This is a genomic window from Xanthomonas sp. WHRI 7945, from assembly GCF_035026585.1.
The window spans coordinates 30,222-47,314 of record NZ_JAYIQP010000022.1; the positions used below are offsets into that span (position 1 = coordinate 30,222).

Here is a 17,093-nt window from a genome sequence, read left to right on the forward strand (position 1 = left end):
GCAAAGGAGCGATGCCATGAGCGATTCTTCCGCGTCGGCGACGCTCGCCGCGGCACCGGCCGCGGCCATCGCCGGACGCCCACCGTGCTACCTGGTGCTGTCGGCGCACGACTACCGCACGCCGCGCCGCGCCAACATCCATTTCATCGCCGACGAGCTGGCCAAGCGCGGCACCACGCGCTTCTTCTCGCTGCGCTACAGCCTGCTGTCGCGGCTCAAGGGCGACCTGCGCCTGCCGCTGGACGCCACCGCTAACACCGTGGTCAGGCACAACGGCGTGGACTGCTACCTGTGGCGCGCGCCCGTGCATCCGTTCAACACCCGGCGGCGCTGGCTGCGGCCGCTGGAAGACCTGATGTTCAAGCTGTACGCGGCCAAGCCGCCGGCCACGCTGCTGCGCTGGATGCAGGAAGCGGACGTGATCGTGTTCGAAAGCGGTATCGCGGTGGCCTTCATCGAGCTGGCGGCGCGCATCAACCCGACCGCGCGCAAGGTCTACCGCGCCTCCGACGGGCTGAGCACGATCAACGTGGCCGACTACATCGAGCGCGAGTTCGAGCGGGTGGCGCCGAGCCTGGACGTGATCGCGCTGGTATCGCCGGCGATGGCCGACGAGATCTCCAGCCGCCACAACGTGTTCCACGTCGGCCACGGCGTGGACCACAACCTGGACACGCTCGGCGATCCGTCGCCGTACGCCGAGGGTATCCATGCAGTGGCGGTCGGCTCGATGCTGTTCGATCCGGACTTCTTCGTCGCCGCCAGCCGCGCCTTCCCGCAGGTCACCTTCCACGTGATCGGTTCGGGCATGGGCCGCGCGCCGGGCTACGGCGACAACGTGGTGGTGTACGGCGAGATGAAGCACGCCGAGACCATCCGCTACATCAAGCACGCGCGCTTCGGCATCGCCCCGTACGCCTCGGAACAGGTGCCGGTATACCTGGCCGACAGTTCGATGAAGCTGCTGCAGTACGATTTCTTCGGCCTGCCGGCGGTGTGCCCGAACGCGGTGGTCGGCCGCTATCCCTCGCGTTTCGGCTACACGCCGGGCGACGAGGCCTCGATCGTCGCGGCGATCGGACAGGCGCTGCAGGCGCCGCACGAGCGCCATCGCCAGTGCCTGAGCTGGTCCGACACCACCGACCGCGTGCTCGATCCGGCGGCCTATCCGGAAACGCGGCTGTTCGCCGACAGCGCGACCTGAGACGCCGGCAGCCCGCCACTATCGAACCAAGATCGTATGCGCATCTGGAGGAGGAGCCCGCATGTCCGCATTGCAAAAATGGATTGACTACGAAGAACGGCGTGCGCTGTTCTGGTGGAAACCGAAGAACGGAGAGATCAATGTCGGCGATCACCTGTCCAAGATCATCGTTTCCAATGTCCTCGGCCAGCGCGACCGCACCCTGCTGGACAAGCGCGACAAGCGCCGGCGCCTGATCGCGATCGGCTCGGTGCTGCACTTCGCCAGGGATGGCGACACGGTGTGGGGCAGCGGCATCAACGGCAAGATTCCGGCCGACCGGCATACCTTCCGCAGCCTCGACGTGCGCGCCGTGCGCGGCCCCAAGACCCGCGCGTTCCTGCGCGAGCGCGGGCTGGAGGTGCCGGAGATCTACGGCGATCCGGGCCTGCTGATGCCGCTGTTCTTCCCGCGCGAGGCGCTGGCGCCGCCGGCCACGCGGCAGCCGTTCCTGATCGTGCCGCACTTCAACGAACCATCGGAAAAATATGCGCGCTACAAGGACCAGCTGGTGTTGCCGAACCGGCAACCAGCCACGTTCGTACGGCAACTGCTGGGCGCGGAACTGGTGGTGTCCAGCTCCTTGCACGGCCTGATCCTGGCCGAGGCCTACGGCGTGCCGTCGGTCTACCTGGATTGGGGCAATGGCGAGGACCGGTTCAAGTACGACGATTACTACCACGGCACCGGACGCATGCAGTGGCATGCCGGCCACAGCGTGGAGGAGTGCCTGGCCTTGGGCGGCAACGCGGGTTTCGATCTGGACAGCGTGCAGCGCGGTCTGTTGGACAGCTTCCCCCATGACCTCTGGTGACCGCCAGCCCGAAACCCAGGAGGTGATGGCGCTGGGCGGCTATCCGATCCTGCGCACCACCGAAGCGGCGTTCGCGCATGCGCTGTTCCAGGCGCGCGCGCGCGGCGAGCAGCGCCAGGTGTTCTTCGCCAACACCAACTTCGTGGTGCAGTGCCAGGCGTTGCGCGCGCGGTTGCGCGCGCCGGGCGTGCGCATCGTCAACGACGGCATCGGCATGGACCTGGGCGCGTTGCTGGTGCACGGCCGGCGCTTCGCCGGCAACCTCAACGGCACCGACCTGATCCCGTACCTGTGCCGGCACAGCCAGCGGCCGCTGCGCTTCTTCCTGCTCGGCGGCCGTCCGGGCGTGGCCGAGTCCGCCGCGCAGACGCTGCGGCAGACGCTGGGGCAGGACGTGGTCGGCACCTGCGACGGCTACGCCGAGTTCGCCGCCGCCGGCGCCGGGTTGACCGATCGCATCAACGCCAGCGGCGCCGACGTGGTGCTGGTGGCGTTCGGCAATCCGCTGCAGGAAACCTGGATCCTCGACCACGCCGCGCAGCTGCGCGCGCCGTTGCTGTTCGGGGTCGGCGCGTTGCTGGATTTCCTGTCCGGCAAGGCGCAACGCGCGCCCGAATGGGTGCGGCGGCTGCACATGGAGTGGATGTACCGGTTGCTGCGCGAGCCGCGCCGCCTGCTCAAGCGCTACAGCTGGGACCTGCTGGTGTTCTTCGGCGTGTGCCTGTGCAATGGCCGGCGCCTGGGCCAGGGGACGACGGTGCCGGAAATCCAGCGCACGCCCTGAACCGCGCCGCAGCGATCACGCATCGGCGCGTGCACGGAAGGAAGTGCCGGTGCGTGCGGCCGGGTCCGGCCGGCACACAGTGCCGCGTGCGATCGGTTGGCACAGCACGATGGGCCACGCGACCGTGCGCAATGGCCTATTCCAATCGCGCTGGCGAACCCTAGACTGACGCATGGCGACCGCATCCTCCTCCCGTATCCAGACCCTGCTGCGCGAGCTGTCGCTGCAGCCGCATCCCGAAGGCGGGCACTATGCCCGCGTACATACCTCCACGCTGCAGGTCCAGCACGAGGCGACGACGCGTCCGGCCTGCACCGCGATCCGCTTCCTGCTGGTGCACGGCGAACACAGCGACTGGCACCGGATCGATGCCGACGAGACCTGGCAGTGGGAGGAGGGCGGCGCGCTGGAACTGCTGAGCTTCGATCCGCAGCACGGCCTGCAACGCCATCGGCTGGACGCCAGCGAACGCGGCGGCCTGGCCGCCGTGGTGATCGCCGCCGGCAGCTGGCAAGCGGCGCGGCCGCTGGACGACTATTGCCTGGTGCGTTGCGTGGTGGCGCCGGGCTTTCTGTGGGAACGCTTCGAACTGCTGTCCGCTGCCGATCCGTTGGCCGCGGAACTGCCTACGCTGGCGGTCTGAACAACGTCGCGCCGGGTTCGGCGCCGATCCAATTCCTGGAGTGCGGCCGGATGCGCTTGGCGAATGCGGTACGAGGTGGCTGTGCCGCGGTGTTGCTGGCATGCGCGGCGCTGGCCGCCGCGCAGCCGGTTCCGCCGCCGGCAGTGCCGGCCGCTGCGCCGCCGGTGGTCGACCTGGACGCGGTGCTGGTGACCGGCCGCCAGCCTGGTCCGGGGCTGTGGCAGGTGCGCCGTGGCGAGCATGTGCTGTGGATCCTGGGCACGGTGTCGCCGTTGCCCAAGCGCATGCAGTGGGAATCGGGCGAAGTGGAGCGGGTCATCGGCCAGTCGCAGCAGGTCATCACCGCGCCGACGCTGTCGCTGTCCGCCGATCTGGGCGTGTTCCGCAGCATGCTGTTGCTGCCGTCGCTGCTGAAGGCGCGGCGCAACCCGGACGACAAGACCCTGCAGCAGGTGCTGCCGGCGGATCTGTATGCGCGTTGGCTGCCGCTGAAGGCGCGCTACCTGGGCCGCGACGGCAGCGTGGAAAAATGGCGCCCGGTCTTCGCCGCGCAGGAACTCTACGAGGCGGCGATGCGCAAGTCGGGGTTGAGCATGGCCAGCGTCACCGAGCCGGTGATCGCGCGCGCGGCCAAGCGCGCCAAGGTGCCGATCGTGCCGGTGGTGGTGGAAGTGAAGGTGCCCGACGCCAAGCGCGCGCTGCAGGAATTCCGCGCCACCTCGTTGAACGACAGCCGCTGTTTCGCGCGCACCCTGCAGGTCATCCAGAGCGACCTGGAGACGATGCGCCAACGCGCCAATGCCTGGTCCGAAGGCGATCTCGACGCGCTCGCCGGGCTGCCGGGCAACGACCAGTACCGGGTGTGCGTGGATGCGGTGGGAGAAGCGGCGATCGCGCGCAAGCTGGGCCTGGGCGACGTGCGCCGGCGTGCGCGGGACAAATGGCTGGAGACGGCCGAGCGGGCGCTTACGCAGCACCGCTCCAGCTTCGCGGTGTTGTCGATGCAGACCTTGCAGGAGGCCGACGGCCCGCTGGACCGGCTGCGCGCACGCGGCTACGAGGTGATCGCGCCCTGATGCGCCGACGTGCGGCGCGCGCTGCCTGGGCGCGCCGCGCCTGTCGTTCCCGGCGTGCCGAGCCTGGCCGGCGTCAGCCTGCCGCGGTGCGCGGCGTGCTGGCGCCGGCGGCCAGCTGCGGCCAGCGCGCCAGCACCGCGGCGCGGATGCCGGCGGCGTCGATGCCGGCTTCGGCCAGCAACTGCTCGCGGCTGGCGTGGTGCTGGAAGGCGTCCGGCAGGCCCAGGTGCAGCACCGGGCGCAGCACGCCTTCGGCATTGAGCAGCTCGGCCACGCCGGAGCCGGCGCCGCCGGCCACCACGTTGTCCTCGATGGTCACGAAGCCGTCGTGGCTGCGCGCCAGTTCCAGCACCAGCGCGCGGTCCAGCGGTTTGACGAAGCGCATGTTGACCACGCTCAAGCCCAGTTCGCGGCCGACCTGTTCGGCCGCCGCCACGGTCGCGCCGAACGCCAGCAGCGCCAGCGTGGCGCCCTGCAGGCGCAGCTGCGCCTTGCCGATCGGCAGCGTGTCCAGCGTCGCGCCGGGCGCCACGCCGGGACCGGTGCCGCGCGGGTAGCGCACCGCGGCCGGGCCGGCATGCTGCAGGCCGGTGCTGAGCATCTGCCGGCACTCGGCCTCGTCGGCCGGCGCCATCACTACCAGGTGCGGCACGCAGCGCAGGAAGCTCAGGTCCAGGTTGCCGGCATGGGTGGCGCCGTCCGGGCCGACCACGCCGCCGCGGTCGATCGCGAACAGCACGTCGAGCTTCTGCACCGCCACGTCGTGCACCAGCTGGTCGTAGCCGCGCTGCAGGAAGGTCGAGTAGATCGCCACCACGGGTTTGGCGCCCTGCGTGGCCATGCCCGCGGCCAGCGTCACCGCGTGCTGCTCGGCGATCGCCACGTCGAAGTAGCGCTGCGGGTATTCCTTGCTGAAGCGCACCAGCCCCGAGCCCTCGCGCATCGCCGGGGTGATCGCCAGCAGCGCTGGCTCGGCGGCGGCCATGTCGCAGATCCACTCGCCGAACACGTCGGTATAGGTCGGCGCCTTGGCCCCCGGCTTGGACACCAGGCCCTTGCTCGGGTCGAACGGGCCGACCGCGTGGTAGCCGATCTGGTCGCCTTCGGCCAGTTCGTAGCCCTTGCCCTTGGTGGTGATCACGTGCAGCAGCTGCGGCCCCTTCAGGGTCTGCAGGGTCTTTAGCGCGCCGATCAGCGCCGGCAGGTCGTGGCCGTCGATCGGGCCGGTGTAGTGGAAGCCCATCTCCTCGAACAGCGTGGACGGCACGAACATGCCCTTCCAGTGCTCTTCCCAGCGGCGCACGAAGCGCGCGGTGGGATTGCTCTTCTTGTCGCCGAGGATCTTCTTGCCGCCCTCGCGGATCGCATTGAGGGTCTTGCTGCCGCTCATCCGGCCGAGCATCTTGGTGACCCCGCCGACCGCCTCGGAGATCGACATGCGGTTGTCGTTGAGGATCACCAGCAGGTTCGGCTCCGGCTCCATGCCGCCGGCGTGGTTCAAGGCCTCGTAGGCCATGCCGGCGGTCATCGCGCCGTCGCCGATCACCGCCACCACCTTGCGCTCGTCGCCGGCGCGCTGCAGCGCGATGGCCATGCCCAGCGCCGCGGAGATCGAGGTGGAGGAATGGCCGACGCCGAAGGTGTCGTAGTCGCTTTCCTCGCGCTTGGGGAACGGCGCCACGCCGTCGGCCTGCTTGACCGTGTGGATCTGGTCGCGGCGCCCGGTCAGGATCTTGTGCGGGTAGGTCTGGTGGCCGACGTCCCACACCAGCTGATCCACGGGGGTGTCGTAGAGGTAGTGCAGGGCGACGGTGAGTTCGATCACGCCCAGGCCGGCGCCGAAATGGCCGCCGCTCTTGCCGACGCACTCGATCAGGTAGGCGCGCAGCTCCTCCGCGATCGCCGGCAGCTCGGATTCCTCGAAGCGGCGCAGTTCGGCGGGGATCTGGATGCGCGAGAGGCGCGGATAGCGGGTGGGATCGATCATCGGAATCTGGATTCAGCGGACCGATCATTTTCCTCCCCATTCCGAAGACGGGCAAGCAAACCGGTTCAGCTGGGCGCAGCGCGGGCCGCTGCGGCGCCCGGGTGCGGCAATCCGTCGCAGGGACGGGCGCCGACTGCGCCGCCGTGGCGGGTCAGACCGACAGCTTGGAGCGCTTGGGCAGTTGCGCCTTCAGGAACGACATCTGGTCGGCCAGGATGTTGCGGTTGGACAGGATCAGGTGCTCGATCCAGCTCGGCCGGTAGGGCACCGCCAGCAGCGGCATCGACGCCTGCTGCGGGGTGCGGTTGCCCTTGCGCGAGTTGCAGTGGAAGCACGCGGTGACCACGTTCTCCCAGGTGTCGCGGCCGCCCTTGGACACCGGCAACACGTGGTCGCGGGTCAGTTGCGGGCGGCTGAACTGCTGGCCGCAGTACAGGCACAGCTGCGCGTCGCGGGCGAACAGCGCAGTGTTGGTGAGGGTCGGAGTGGGGTCGAGCGCGCGCGAACGGGCATGGCCGCGCGCGGCGATGATCGGATGCAGGTGCAGCACGCTGCGCTCGCCGCTGGCGCGCGACATGCCGCCATGGATGTGCATGCACGGTTCGCCCAGGGTCCAGGCCACCGCGCCGCGCGCATACAGGCAAGCGGCCGATTGCCAGTTGATCCAGTCCAGCACCCGGCCGTGCGCATCGAGCGACAGCAGGCGGACCGAAGGCAGGTGGGAGGGGGGCGGCGGCAACGACGCGCCGCCGGCCGAAGCGGCGAAGGCTCCGGTATCGATCAGACCAAGCGTTGTTGTGTCTGTCTCCATCGGGAAAACAGCTTATACCCGATTGTTGACGATTTGTGTATCGAACCGGGACGGATCTGCGCGACCGGCGCATGCGCTGCCGGTCGCGCCTTGCGCAGGGTTCAGAAGTGCGCGTCGGCCATCGCCATCAGCGGTTCGGCGCCGGCCTCGATCACCGCGGCGTGGGTCAGCGTGCGCGGCAGCAGCTTGGCGTAGTAGAAACGCGCGGTCTCGCGCTTGGACTGCTTGAACGCCTCGCTCTGCGCCGAGGCCTCGGCCGCGGCGACGCTGCGCGCCCACCAGTAGGCCAGCACCACGTAGCCGGAATAGAACACGTAGTCGTAGCTGGCCGCGCCCAGCTCGTCGGCATTGCCGGCGGCGCGCTGCAGGATGCGCTTGGTCAGCGCCGCCCATTCGCCGGCCTTCTCGCGCAGCGGGGCGATGAACTCGGCCACCGCCGGATTGTCCGCATTCTCGCCGGTGAAGGCCTCGATCTGCGCCAGGAACAGCTTCAGCCCGGCGCCCTGGCTGGACGCGGTCTTGCGCCCGATCAGGTCCAGCGCCTGGATGCCGGTGGTGCCTTCGTACAGCGTGGTGATGCGCGCATCGCGCGCCAGCTGCTCCATGCCGTGCTCGTGGATGTAGCCGTGGCCGCCGAAGCATTGCAGCGCGTGATAGGTGTTCTCCACGCCCCATTCGGTCTGGCAGGCCTTGGAGATCGGGGTCAGGAAACTGACCAGCACGTCGGCCCGCTCGCGCTCGGCCGGGTCCTGCGCATGGTGGGCGACGTCGATCAGGGTCGCGGCGTGCAGCGCCAGCAGGCGGCTGCCTTCGGTCAGCGCCTTCACCGTCAGCAGCATGCGGCGCACGTCCGGATGCACCAGGATCGGGTCGGCCGGCTTGTCCGGCAGCTTGGCCCCGGTCAGCGAGCGCGACTGCAGGCGCTCGCGCGCGTAGCGCAGGGCGTTCTGGTAGGCGCGCTCGGACAGGCCGATGCCCTGCAGGCCGACGCCCAGCCGCGCCGTGTTCATCATCGTAAACATGGCCTGCAGGCCCTTGTGCGGCTGGCCGACCAGGTATCCCTGCGCGCCGTCGAAGTTCATCACGCAGGTGGCCGAGCCGTGGATGCCCATCTTGTGCTCCAGCGAGCCGCAGCGCACCGCGTTGCGCTCGCCGACGCTGCCGTCGCGGGCGACCTTGAACTTGGGCACCACCAGCAGCGAAATGCCCTTGGCGCCGGCCGGCGCGTCCGGCAGCCGCGCCAGCACCAGGTGCACGATGTTGTCGGTGAAGTCGTGCTCGCCGGCGGTGATGAAGATCTTGGTGCCGCTGACCGACCAACTGCCGTCGGCGTTGGGTTCGGCGCGGGTCTTGAGCAGGCCCAGGTCGGTGCCGCAGTGCGGTTCGGTCAGGCACATGGTGCCGGTCCAGCGGCCGTCGACCAGCGGCTTCAGGAACACCTCCTGCTGCCAGGCCTCGCCATGCTGCTTCAGCGCCTCGACCGCGCCATGCGACAGCAGCGGGAAGTTGCCCCAGGCCAGGTTGGCGGCGTTGACCATTTCGTTGAGCGGCACGCCCAGCGTGTGCGGCAGGCCCTGGCCGCCGAATTCGACCGCGGCGGTCAGGCCAGTCCAGCCACCGTCGGCGAACTGGCGGTAGGCCTCGCGGAAACCGGGTGCGGTGGTGACCGCGCCGGTGGCCGCGTCCAGCGTGCAGCCATGCTCGTCGCCGACCCGGTTCAGCGGCGCCAGCACGCTGCCGGTGAAGCGCGCGGCTTCCTCCAGGACGGCATCGACCACGTCCGCGGTGGCCTCGGCGTAGCCCAGGCGGGCGAACAGGGCCTCCACCTGCAGCACGTCGTGCAGCGCGAAGCGCAGGTCGGTCAACGGGGCTTGGTAGGTGCTCATGCGGTCGCTCGGAACAGAGGCCGCGGCGCGGCCGAGATGCGCAGGATACTACGGCGTATGGATGTGGGGCCGGGATTGGGGATTGGGGATTGGAGATTCGGGATTCGTAACGGCGGTCGCGCGGTGTGGATGGATCGGGGCCCGCAGCTGGCTTTTACGAATCCCCAATCCCGACTCCCCAATCACGGCTTTCCATGCACCGTGACTGTCGCAGTCATGCCCGCGGCCAGGATCGTGCCCTCCGGCACGCTGGCCGGGTCGATGCGCACCCGCACCGGCACCCGCTGCGCCAGGCGGATCCAGTTGAAGGTGGGGCTGACGTCGGCGAGCAGCGAGGCGCTGGTCGGGTTGTCGCTGTCGGCGATGCCGCGGGCGATGCCTTCGACCCGGCCGTGCAGCAGCACCCCGCCGCTCATCAGGCGGATATCGGCGCGATCGCCGACGTGCACCTGCGGCAGCTTGGTTTCCTCGAAGTAGCCGTAGACCCACATCGCGTCGTCGCGTACCAGCGCCAACCGCGCGCCGCCGGCCTGGGCGTAGTCGCCGACGCGCACGTCCAGGTTGGTGACGTAGCCGTCGGCGGTGGCGCGGACCTGGGTGCGTTGCAGATCCAGCGCGGCCAGGTCGACCGCGGCCTGGGCCTGCTCCACCGCCGCCAGCGCCTGCGCCTGTGCGGCGCTGGCCTGGCCGCGCACGGCGGCGGTGCGGTGCACGTCGGCCTGCGCCGAGCGCGCGGTGGCCTCGGCATCGGAGCGGGCCTCGGCCGAGATCACCGCCGCGGCGCGGGCACGGCGTTCGGCCTGCGCGCGGCGCATCTGGAATTCGGCCTCGCTGGCCGCCTGGCTGGCGGCCGCGGCGGAGATGCTGGCGCCGGCCGAGCGCGCCTGCGCCTGCGCCGCGGCCAGGTCGGCGCGGGCCTGCGCCAGGGCCAGCTCGAAGCGCCGCCGATCGACGCTGAACAGCACGTCGCCGCGCTCGACGTGCTGGTTGTCGGTCACCGCGACCGCATCGACCAAGCCGGACACGTCCGGGGCGATGCGCACCACTTCGGCGCGCACGCGGCCGTCGCGGGTCCACGGCGACAGCATGTAGTGGCGCCACAGCGCATGCGCGAGCAGGGCGGCGATCAGCACGACCGCGGCGGTCAGGGTGAAACGGATCAGGGCAGGGGTCTTCATGGCGGGACTCACGGCAAAAGGAGCAGGCCGCACGCGGCGAACACGGCGACGTACAAGGCCAGGCGGAACAGCGGTGGGTGCCAGGCGTAGCGGTACAGCCCGGCGCGGCCGGCCAGCGCATCGACCGCCCAGGCGGCGAACAGCAGCAGCACCGCCAGCACCAACAGGCCGGGCACGTACACGCCGGCGATCGAGATTTCAGCGGGCAGCGACATCGGCGGCTCCTGGCGAGGGCGGGGCGGGCGGGTGCCCGCTGGCGAGTGCGGCAAGTACCGAATCGGCATCGAGCAGCGCGCCGCGCAGCAGGTGCAAGTGCTCGCGGGTGCGTTTCCAGCGCAGCGGCACCTGGCCATCGACCCGGCTCGCGGCCAGCGCCGCGTCGATGCGCTGCAGCGCCAGGCGGTGCCGTGGCGGCGAGGGCGCCAGGTACAGCGCGGCCAGCGCCTGCACCGCGGCGTCCACGTCGGCCGCCAGCGCGGCCGGCAGGTCGCCGTCGGCGGCGTCGCGGCGCAGCTCGACCAGGGTGCGCCCGGTCTCGTGCACCGACAGCGCCCAGCCGAGCAGGTCGCGCAGCTCGTCGCTGCCCGGCGGGGTATGCGCGACGATCTGCTGGAACAGGTCGCGGTTGACGCTTTCCAGGCGCAACTGCAGGCCGGGCAGCGGCGCGCGCGCGGCCAGCGTGGTCTGCCGCCGCAGCTGTTCCAGCAGGCGCCGGCGATGCCAGCGGGTGCCGATCACCGGCGGCACGAACACGAACGCCACGCTCACCGCCAGCGTGCCCAGCAGCAACGGCACCACGCTGTTGAAGGTGGCCACGGCGTCGAAGCGCGGCGTGGGCTGCACCGCCAGGATCGAGATGAAGGCCAGGTTGGTGCCGGTGGCGAAGCCGAACAGCGCCGGCTTGGAGGCCAGGTACAGGGTCAGCAGCAGGAACGGCGCGGTGCCGGCGACGAACAGGACGTAGCCGTCCATCTGCGGCAGCACCAGCAACTGGCAGACCGCGCCCAGCGCGGCGCCGAACACGAAGCCCTTGAACAGCGAGCGCGCCGCCGCCGGCGCGTTGGCGCTGGACGACAGGATCGCGCTCAACGCCACCGCCTGGAACACCGCGGTGGCGCCGCTGATCCAGCCGGCCTGGATCCACAGCCAGCACATCGCCGCCACCAGCAGCGCGCTGCGCAGCGCGGTCAGCGCCGCCGCCGCGTAGTCGTTGCCGCGCAGGAACACCGCGGTGTCGCCGGTCTCCTGCGGCGTACGCCATTGCTGCGGGGCGACCAGCGCGGCCTCGGCGGCGACATAGTCGTGCAACTCGCCGAAGAAGCGCCGCAGCAGCGACACGCCGGTATCGAAATCCTCATGGCGCGCGCTCGGCAGGGTGTCGCGTACCACGGCGGCGCGCGGTGCCAGCGCGTCGCGGCACTCGGCCAGCCGGCGTGCGGTGTCGGCCGTGCGCTCGCGGCCGCCGCGCTCGCTCAGCGCCGCCTTCAGCGGTCGGTACAGGCCGATCAGCGCCTCGGCGACCTCGCCTTCGGCCTGGCGCAGCAGCCGGTTGATGTAGTGGTGCAGCGACTGGAAGCTGGTGGACACGGCCATGAAGCGCTGGTTGAGCAGGCGCAGGCGGCCGCTGCGCACGCGCGCCTCCGGGTCTTCGAACACCACCGAGCTGCGCAGGTCCTCGATCTCCACCGCGTCGCGGACGAAGCGCAGGTGCGCCTGCTCCATCGCCGCGCGCGGCAGCTGGCCGCCGGTGGCGTCGCGGACGAAATCCAGGAAGCCGTCGTAGGCGCGGCGCACGGTATCGCGCAGGGTCTGGCGCAGGCGGCTGGGGAACACCACGTCGCTGACCACGCCGGTCACCAGCAGCCCCAGCAGCACCTCGGTCACGCGCGCGACTACCAGCGTGAACACGTTCTCCGGCTGGTTCACCGCCGGCAGCGCGATCAGCGCCACGGTATAGCCGGACAGCACGAACGCATACGCTTTGAAGTTGCGGTACAGCAGCGCGCCCCCGGTGCACAGGCCGATCCACAGCGCCAGCACCAGCACGAACAGCACTGGCTCCTGCGGAAACAGCGCGACCATCGCCAGCGCGGCGACGCTGCCGATCAGCGTGCCCAGCACGCGATAGAATCCCTTGGCGAACACCATGCCGGTCTGTCGGTGCATCACCACCACCACGGTGATCATCGCGGTCATCGGCGAGGATAGGTCCAGGCGCAGCGCGATCCAGCCGGCGAGGTAGATCGACAGCAGCGTGCGCAGCACGAACAGCCAGGCGTCGCCTTCGCCGCGCAAGGCCTCGGCCAGCAGCGTGCGCAGGCGCTGCGGCGGCGCCGCGCCTGCGGGCGCGCCGGTACCGGCATCGGCGCGATGCGCGCTCATGCGTCGCGCTCCACGCCGCGCAGCAATGTCTTCAACAGGGCTTCCAGTTGCGCCAGTTCGGCGCGCTGCAGGTGCTGCGCATAGCCGCTGAGCTGCGCGAACACGTCGGGCATGAACGCCGCGATCAGGCGCTCGCCCTCGGCGGTCAGGCGCAGCAGCAACATGCGCCGGTCCTCGGCGCTGGGGCTGCGCTGGATCAGGCCCTTGTCGACCAGATGGCTGGTCAGGCGGGTGATGTTGGCCGATTTCTCGCTGGCCGCGTCGCTCAGCTGCGACGGACTCAGGGTTCCGTCGGGACTGGCGTCGATCATCATCAGCACGTTGTATTCGGAGTAGTTCAGGCCATAGGCGCGCAGCAGGTCGTTGCCCTGGTCCAGGATCAGCTTGTGCAGCAGCTTGATCAGGCGCACGACCGTGGCCGCGTCGCGCGGGAAACCCGGATGCTTGCGGCCGGTGACGTCCAGGCGCTGTTCGGTGGCACCGAAGCGGCTCATGCGTGGCTGCCTATTTCGTACATATATATATATTACATTTATGTAGTAATTTGGCGGTAATGGCAGCTGAACGTGCCCAGTTTCTTGTGGAGCATTGATGTTCTGCGGCTCGTCGATGCGCCCGGCGCTGGCGATGGCGCAGACCGCCGGAGGCGGGTGCGTGGGTCAGTGGGGCGCTGGCGATGGCCAGTACAGCAGCGGGCCCGCGAAGGTCGTGGCTGCGATCGGTGAAGCGCCGGTCGACGGCATGGCGTCGACCGGCGAGGTTCTGGGCGAGCTACTGGCGCGGTGATGGCGCTTCGGGCAGTGCGAGCCGGCAGGGTTGCCGGGTTCAGCGAAGGTCTTGGCGATGTCGATACAGCCGCGAGCCGCAGCGCTTCGCCGCGCTATGACGACCAATCGCTGCGGAGCAAGTTCAGGCTATTTCTTTGTCGAGGAGACATTCTGCCCAGGCGGCAGGCAGGTGCAGGTCGCCTGCCGATACCGGTACCGCAGTGCCCGCGCCGCAGCGCCGGCAGCGCGGCGGTTGGCGTCAACGCAGGACGCCGTCCAGTCCAGGCGCCGGGCTGAGCATGTTGCGCGTGTCGATCTCGAAGTTGCGCTGCTTCTTCTCTTCCGGCGTCGCGTCGATGCTGCCCTTGAGCGTGTACTCGAGGCTGCGGCGCCCGGCCAGCGCGTCGGCGACGGCGATGCGGGCGGCCGAACTGGGGCGCAGCGCGATGCTGACCACGTCCGCCGTTTCCGGTCCGATCGAGATCCCGGGCGCGGTCTGCACGGTCCCGGCGGCTTCGCCGCCCACGCCCAGTTCCAGGCGCACGGTGTCGTAGCGCATCGGGATGCTGCTGTAGTTCTGCAGGCGCAGGTCCACCTTCCAGCTGCCGTCCATGTTGACGGTGAGTTGCTGCACGCTGGCGGCGGGGTCGGACACGCGGCGCACCATGCCGTCGCCGCAGCCAGCCAGCAGCGCAGTGCACAACACGAGCAAGCCGAAGCGAAGCCGCTGACCCATAACCGAATTCCAAGACGTGAAGATCGGCGAAGAATACTACGGCGCCTGGGCACTGCGTGGTGGGGCGGGCACGCCGAAGGCGTGCGCGTGGACGCTGGACATTCCTGTCGGCAGGAGGTTCCGGCAGAAGCTCGCCGTCTCGTGGCGTCCCGTCGCCATGCACGCCGTGTCGCGGTACCGCAGCGCAGCCATGCCGGGCGCGGTCTCGATCGGCGGCGCGCGCTACAGCATGGGCGGGCAGATCGGCGCCGCAGGCTCGCTGCACCTGGACCTGCGCGAACTCGTCGGCTTGGTCAGCGCCGCAGCGCTGGTCGCAGCGCCACCGCTCCTGCGAACCGGTAGCGCGGCACCCGCATGTGCAGTGCGATCCCACCTGCAAGGCAGATCATGCGTCTCCGGCAGCAGATACGGCAGTAGTCCTTCATAGCGCGCCGGCTGACCCAAAGGATCGGACGTGCCACCGCCAGCGGCACAAAACGTTCCGATGGCAGCGGCTTGGACGCCGGTGGCGCGGGATCCTGCCACGTCGCGCTGTCCTCGGCGACCTGGTCCATGACCATCGCCAGCGGCATCCGTGCCGTGCATGGACTAGGCGCCGAGGACGCCTGCAGCATGGGGCGCGCTGCCGTCCGGTGCAGTCGGCGCACGCCCTGCCGTGCGGTAGGGAAATTCCGGAGACACCACACTTGCCCAATTCCGACAGCATCGCTATGATGCGCGTCCTCGCACCGGTCCTGCCGCGTTGCGCAGTGGCCGAGTAGCTCAGTTGGTAGAGCAGGGGATTGAAAATCCCCGTGTCGGCGGTTCGATTCCGTCCTCGGCCACCATTACATCAAGGGCCTGCAGAAATGCAGGCCCTTTTCTTTGCGGCAAGCGCTGCCGCACGATTGCGCCGTGCCGCCGCATACGCGCCGAGGGCTGCGACCGCGTTGCCCGGGCTTCCGCGGTACATGCCTGCGCGGGCGCCAGCGCTGAGCGACGCGATATGCCGATTTCCGCACGTCACTCATGTTTTGTCCGATGCCGTTGCCCCGCCTTTCTGCCTCAGACGCGACCATTTACAGGACGTCGCACGTACGGGGGCGCATGTTCACGCGCCGTAGACAAATGATGGGATACGGCCTTTTTTCGGAATATACCGCTCAACTACTGGCCGCGGCTGTCGCAATCATTGGGTACATGGCCAACAGGGGAAGCCAATGAACAGCGGATTGTTGCGGTTTTGCTTGTGTGCCATGGCCTGGGCGTTTGCGGGAGCTGCGAGCGCCGCTGCAACAGCGGATGTTTCCGATGCGGATGCCGCCTCCCAGGCGGGTGTCGGCAACGGCGCGCCGTACATCGAGCAGATCGGTGCCGAATGCGTGCAGGTCAACGTGTACCTGCATCACCGCGATGGTGTCGCCGAGCAGGTCGTCCTGCGCGAGCCGGTGGAGTGCGGCGGCCACAGCGAGGATCTCGCAGTCGCCGATCTGTTCCCCTGACGCCTGGTGGCGCGTCGATCCTGAGTTCCGGTCCGGCGCCAGCGGTTCAAACAGCGCCAGCGTCTGCCGGTCCGTCGCGCTGAGCTAGCGGCGCCAGCGCGACCCACCCGGATGCCATGGCGTGCGGAAGGCGCGCACGCATCGCGTGCGCAGTCGCAGCGGACGACGCGCGCATGGCAACTTTGCGCCGCGGCCAATCGCCTGCCGCATCGCCGCGCGCGGTCGCGCCGCGGCTTTACATCGTTGCCGCGCTGCTGCATAAGGCTGTCTTCTCCCCTTGCTGGATCGCGCATGCGTCATTCATCGATCGCGATGCTGCTGGCCTGTGTGCTGTGCCTAGCGCTGCCGGCGCGGGCCGCGCAGCCGGTGAGCTCGGTCGCAGAGTTCGACCTGGGTCGCTACGCCGGGCAATGGCACGAAATCGCGCACCTGCCGGTGTCGTTTCAGAAGAAATGCACCGGCGACATCACCGCCGCCTACATGCTGCGCGACGACGGACTGGTCGGCGTGCGCAACGCCTGCCGGACCGGCAAGGACGGCGTGCTCGCCGCCGAGGGCGTGGCACGGCGGGTCCAAGGCCATCCCGGGCGATTGCAGGTGCGTTTCGCGCCCGATTGGCTGGCCTGGGTGCCGATGGTCTGGGCCGATTACTGGGTGATCGCGCTGGATCCGGACTACCAGTGGGCGTTGATCGGCGAACCGGACCGCAAATACCTGTGGGTGCTGTCGCGTTCGCCGCGGATGCCGCGTGCGCTATTCGAGCAGATCAAGGCCAGGGCGGTGGCGATGGGCTACGACCTGGATCCGTTGCTGGTCGTCGCACCGCTGGATTGAGTCCGCACGCCGGTCCTCCGGCGACGGCGCGCGCGGCACATTGCCGCTAAGCGGCGAAGGACACGCGGGCCGCGGCGAGCAGCCGGGCGCTGGCGCCGTCCTGCAGCAGCTGACGCGGCGTATGGCCGTCGAGCTGCGCATGGCGGCCGTTCAACCACTGCGACAGCGCGGCATGGTCGCCGCCGCAGCCGTTCCAGACGATGCAGATGGTCTCGCCGACATCGGCCAGGTGTTCGGCACGCAACTGCGGCAGCGTGTGCACATCGCGCGCCAGCCAGTCGATCACACGTTGCGCGTCCCCGGCGGAGCCGTAGGTGGCGCCGCCGATCAGGGAGAGCGTGTCGTTCGTGCGCGACAATTGGCCAGCCCTGTCGCGCTCGGCGCGGCGCATGCCTTGCAGCACCGCCTTGATGCGTTGCTCGTTGGAAGTTTGCTGTGGCATGAGGGGGGCAACGATGAGCAACGGTCGCG

Annotated in this window: 18 protein-coding genes and 1 tRNA gene; 10 read left to right on the plus strand and 9 right to left on the minus strand. The window is 69.6% G+C overall.

The genetic code is table 11. The annotated features are described in order from the left end of the window. Positions 1 to 16 precede the first annotated feature (16 nt). The 5 genes from VDQ83_RS15855 to VDQ83_RS15875 all read left to right on the plus strand — a co-directional run bounded on the left by VDQ83_RS15855 (position 17) and on the right by VDQ83_RS15875 (position 4,560). Positions 17 to 1,204, plus strand: a complete 1,188-nt coding sequence (locus VDQ83_RS15855; protein ID WP_455435664.1) for a GumK N-terminal domain-containing glycosyltransferase — start codon at positions 17 to 19, stop codon at positions 1,202 to 1,204. Positions 1,205 to 1,265: 61 nt separating this feature from the next. Continuing rightward, entirely contained in the window at positions 1,266 to 2,057 is a 792-nt protein-coding gene (locus tag VDQ83_RS15860) for a polysaccharide pyruvyl transferase family protein (protein ID WP_455435665.1), read from the plus strand. Next, positions 2,044 to 2,841, plus strand: a complete 798-nt coding sequence (locus VDQ83_RS15865) for a WecB/TagA/CpsF family glycosyltransferase (protein WP_455435666.1) — start codon at positions 2,044 to 2,046, stop codon at positions 2,839 to 2,841. Before VDQ83_RS15860 ends, VDQ83_RS15865 begins: the two co-directional genes overlap by 14 nt. 172 nt (positions 2,842 to 3,013) lie before the next feature. Next, positions 3,014 to 3,484 carry a cupin domain-containing protein gene (locus VDQ83_RS15870; protein WP_455435667.1) on the plus strand — a complete coding sequence of 157 codons (471 nt, stop codon included), beginning with the start codon at positions 3,014 to 3,016 and terminating at the stop codon, positions 3,482 to 3,484. Between the two features lie 56 nt (positions 3,485 to 3,540). Next, the gene (locus tag VDQ83_RS15875) at positions 3,541 to 4,560 is read left to right on the plus strand and encodes a TraB/GumN family protein (protein ID WP_455435688.1); all 1,020 of its coding nucleotides are present in this window, start codon (positions 3,541 to 3,543) and stop codon (positions 4,558 to 4,560) included. A gap of 73 nt (positions 4,561 to 4,633) precedes the next feature. On the opposite strand, the gene dxs is transcribed toward VDQ83_RS15875, so the two are convergent. The 7 genes from dxs to VDQ83_RS15910 all read right to left on the minus strand — a co-directional run bounded on the left by dxs (position 4,634) and on the right by VDQ83_RS15910 (position 13,298). Continuing rightward, complete coding sequence (gene dxs / locus VDQ83_RS15880; protein ID WP_455435668.1) at positions 4,634 to 6,547, minus strand: 1-deoxy-D-xylulose-5-phosphate synthase; 1,914 nt, start codon at positions 6,545 to 6,547, stop codon at positions 4,634 to 4,636. A gap of 151 nt (positions 6,548 to 6,698) precedes the next feature. Further along, on the minus strand, positions 6,699 to 7,358 hold the full coding sequence (locus tag VDQ83_RS15885) for an HNH endonuclease (protein ID WP_455435669.1): 660 nt from the start codon (positions 7,356 to 7,358) through the stop codon (positions 6,699 to 6,701). A gap of 101 nt (positions 7,359 to 7,459) precedes the next feature. After that, positions 7,460 to 9,244, minus strand: a complete 1,785-nt coding sequence (locus VDQ83_RS15890) for an acyl-CoA dehydrogenase C-terminal domain-containing protein (RefSeq protein WP_455435670.1) — start codon at positions 9,242 to 9,244, stop codon at positions 7,460 to 7,462. 182 nt (positions 9,245 to 9,426) lie between these two features. Next, positions 9,427 to 10,422: a biotin/lipoyl-binding protein gene (locus tag VDQ83_RS15895; RefSeq protein WP_455435671.1), complete on the minus strand. Its 996-nt coding sequence runs from the start codon at positions 10,420 to 10,422 to the stop codon at positions 9,427 to 9,429. A gap of 8 nt (positions 10,423 to 10,430) precedes the next feature. Next, the gene (locus VDQ83_RS15900) at positions 10,431 to 10,637 is read right to left on the minus strand and encodes a DUF1656 domain-containing protein (RefSeq protein WP_455435672.1); all 207 of its coding nucleotides are present in this window, start codon (positions 10,635 to 10,637) and stop codon (positions 10,431 to 10,433) included. Then, the gene (locus VDQ83_RS15905; protein ID WP_455435673.1) at positions 10,621 to 12,804 is read right to left on the minus strand and encodes an FUSC family protein; all 2,184 of its coding nucleotides are present in this window, start codon (positions 12,802 to 12,804) and stop codon (positions 10,621 to 10,623) included. The genes VDQ83_RS15900 and VDQ83_RS15905 overlap by 17 nt, the downstream gene beginning before the upstream one ends. Next, complete coding sequence (locus VDQ83_RS15910) at positions 12,801 to 13,298, minus strand: MarR family winged helix-turn-helix transcriptional regulator (protein ID WP_309917106.1); 498 nt, start codon at positions 13,296 to 13,298, stop codon at positions 12,801 to 12,803. The genes VDQ83_RS15905 and VDQ83_RS15910 overlap by 4 nt, the downstream gene beginning before the upstream one ends. Before the next feature lie 97 nt (positions 13,299 to 13,395). Between VDQ83_RS15910 and VDQ83_RS15915 the strand changes: the two genes are divergently transcribed. Further along, positions 13,396 to 13,590 carry a hypothetical protein gene (locus VDQ83_RS15915; RefSeq protein WP_455435674.1) on the plus strand — a complete coding sequence of 65 codons (195 nt, stop codon included), beginning with the start codon at positions 13,396 to 13,398 and terminating at the stop codon, positions 13,588 to 13,590. A gap of 240 nt (positions 13,591 to 13,830) precedes the next feature. On the opposite strand, the gene VDQ83_RS15920 is transcribed toward VDQ83_RS15915, so the two are convergent. Further along, positions 13,831 to 14,307, minus strand: a complete 477-nt coding sequence (locus VDQ83_RS15920) for an NDR1/HIN1-like protein (RefSeq protein WP_455435675.1) — start codon at positions 14,305 to 14,307, stop codon at positions 13,831 to 13,833. A 16-nt stretch (positions 14,308 to 14,323) separates the two neighbouring features. On the opposite strand from VDQ83_RS15920, the gene VDQ83_RS15925 reads away from it, so the two are divergent. From VDQ83_RS15925 to VDQ83_RS15940, 4 genes are all read left to right on the plus strand, one after another. Continuing rightward, the gene (locus VDQ83_RS15925; RefSeq protein ID WP_455435676.1) at positions 14,324 to 14,734 is read left to right on the plus strand and encodes a hypothetical protein; all 411 of its coding nucleotides are present in this window, start codon (positions 14,324 to 14,326) and stop codon (positions 14,732 to 14,734) included. Positions 14,735 to 15,058: 324 nt separating this feature from the next. Continuing rightward, positions 15,059 to 15,134: transfer RNA gene (locus VDQ83_RS15930), tRNA-Phe, on the plus strand. 372 nt (positions 15,135 to 15,506) lie between these two features. Beyond that, positions 15,507 to 15,788: a hypothetical protein gene (locus VDQ83_RS15935; protein WP_455435677.1), complete on the plus strand. Its 282-nt coding sequence runs from the start codon at positions 15,507 to 15,509 to the stop codon at positions 15,786 to 15,788. 291 nt (positions 15,789 to 16,079) lie between these two features. Continuing rightward, a complete protein-coding gene (locus VDQ83_RS15940) occupies positions 16,080 to 16,622 on the plus strand; it encodes a lipocalin family protein (RefSeq protein WP_263394875.1) in 543 nt (180 codons plus the stop codon). Positions 16,623 to 16,668: 46 nt separating this feature from the next. Here the strand turns inward: VDQ83_RS15940 and VDQ83_RS15945 are convergent, their stop codons facing one another. Next, positions 16,669 to 17,064, minus strand: coding sequence for a hypothetical protein (locus VDQ83_RS15945; RefSeq protein WP_455435678.1), 396 nt, complete (start codon positions 17,062 to 17,064; stop codon positions 16,669 to 16,671). Between the last annotated feature and the right edge of the window lie 29 nt (positions 17,065 to 17,093).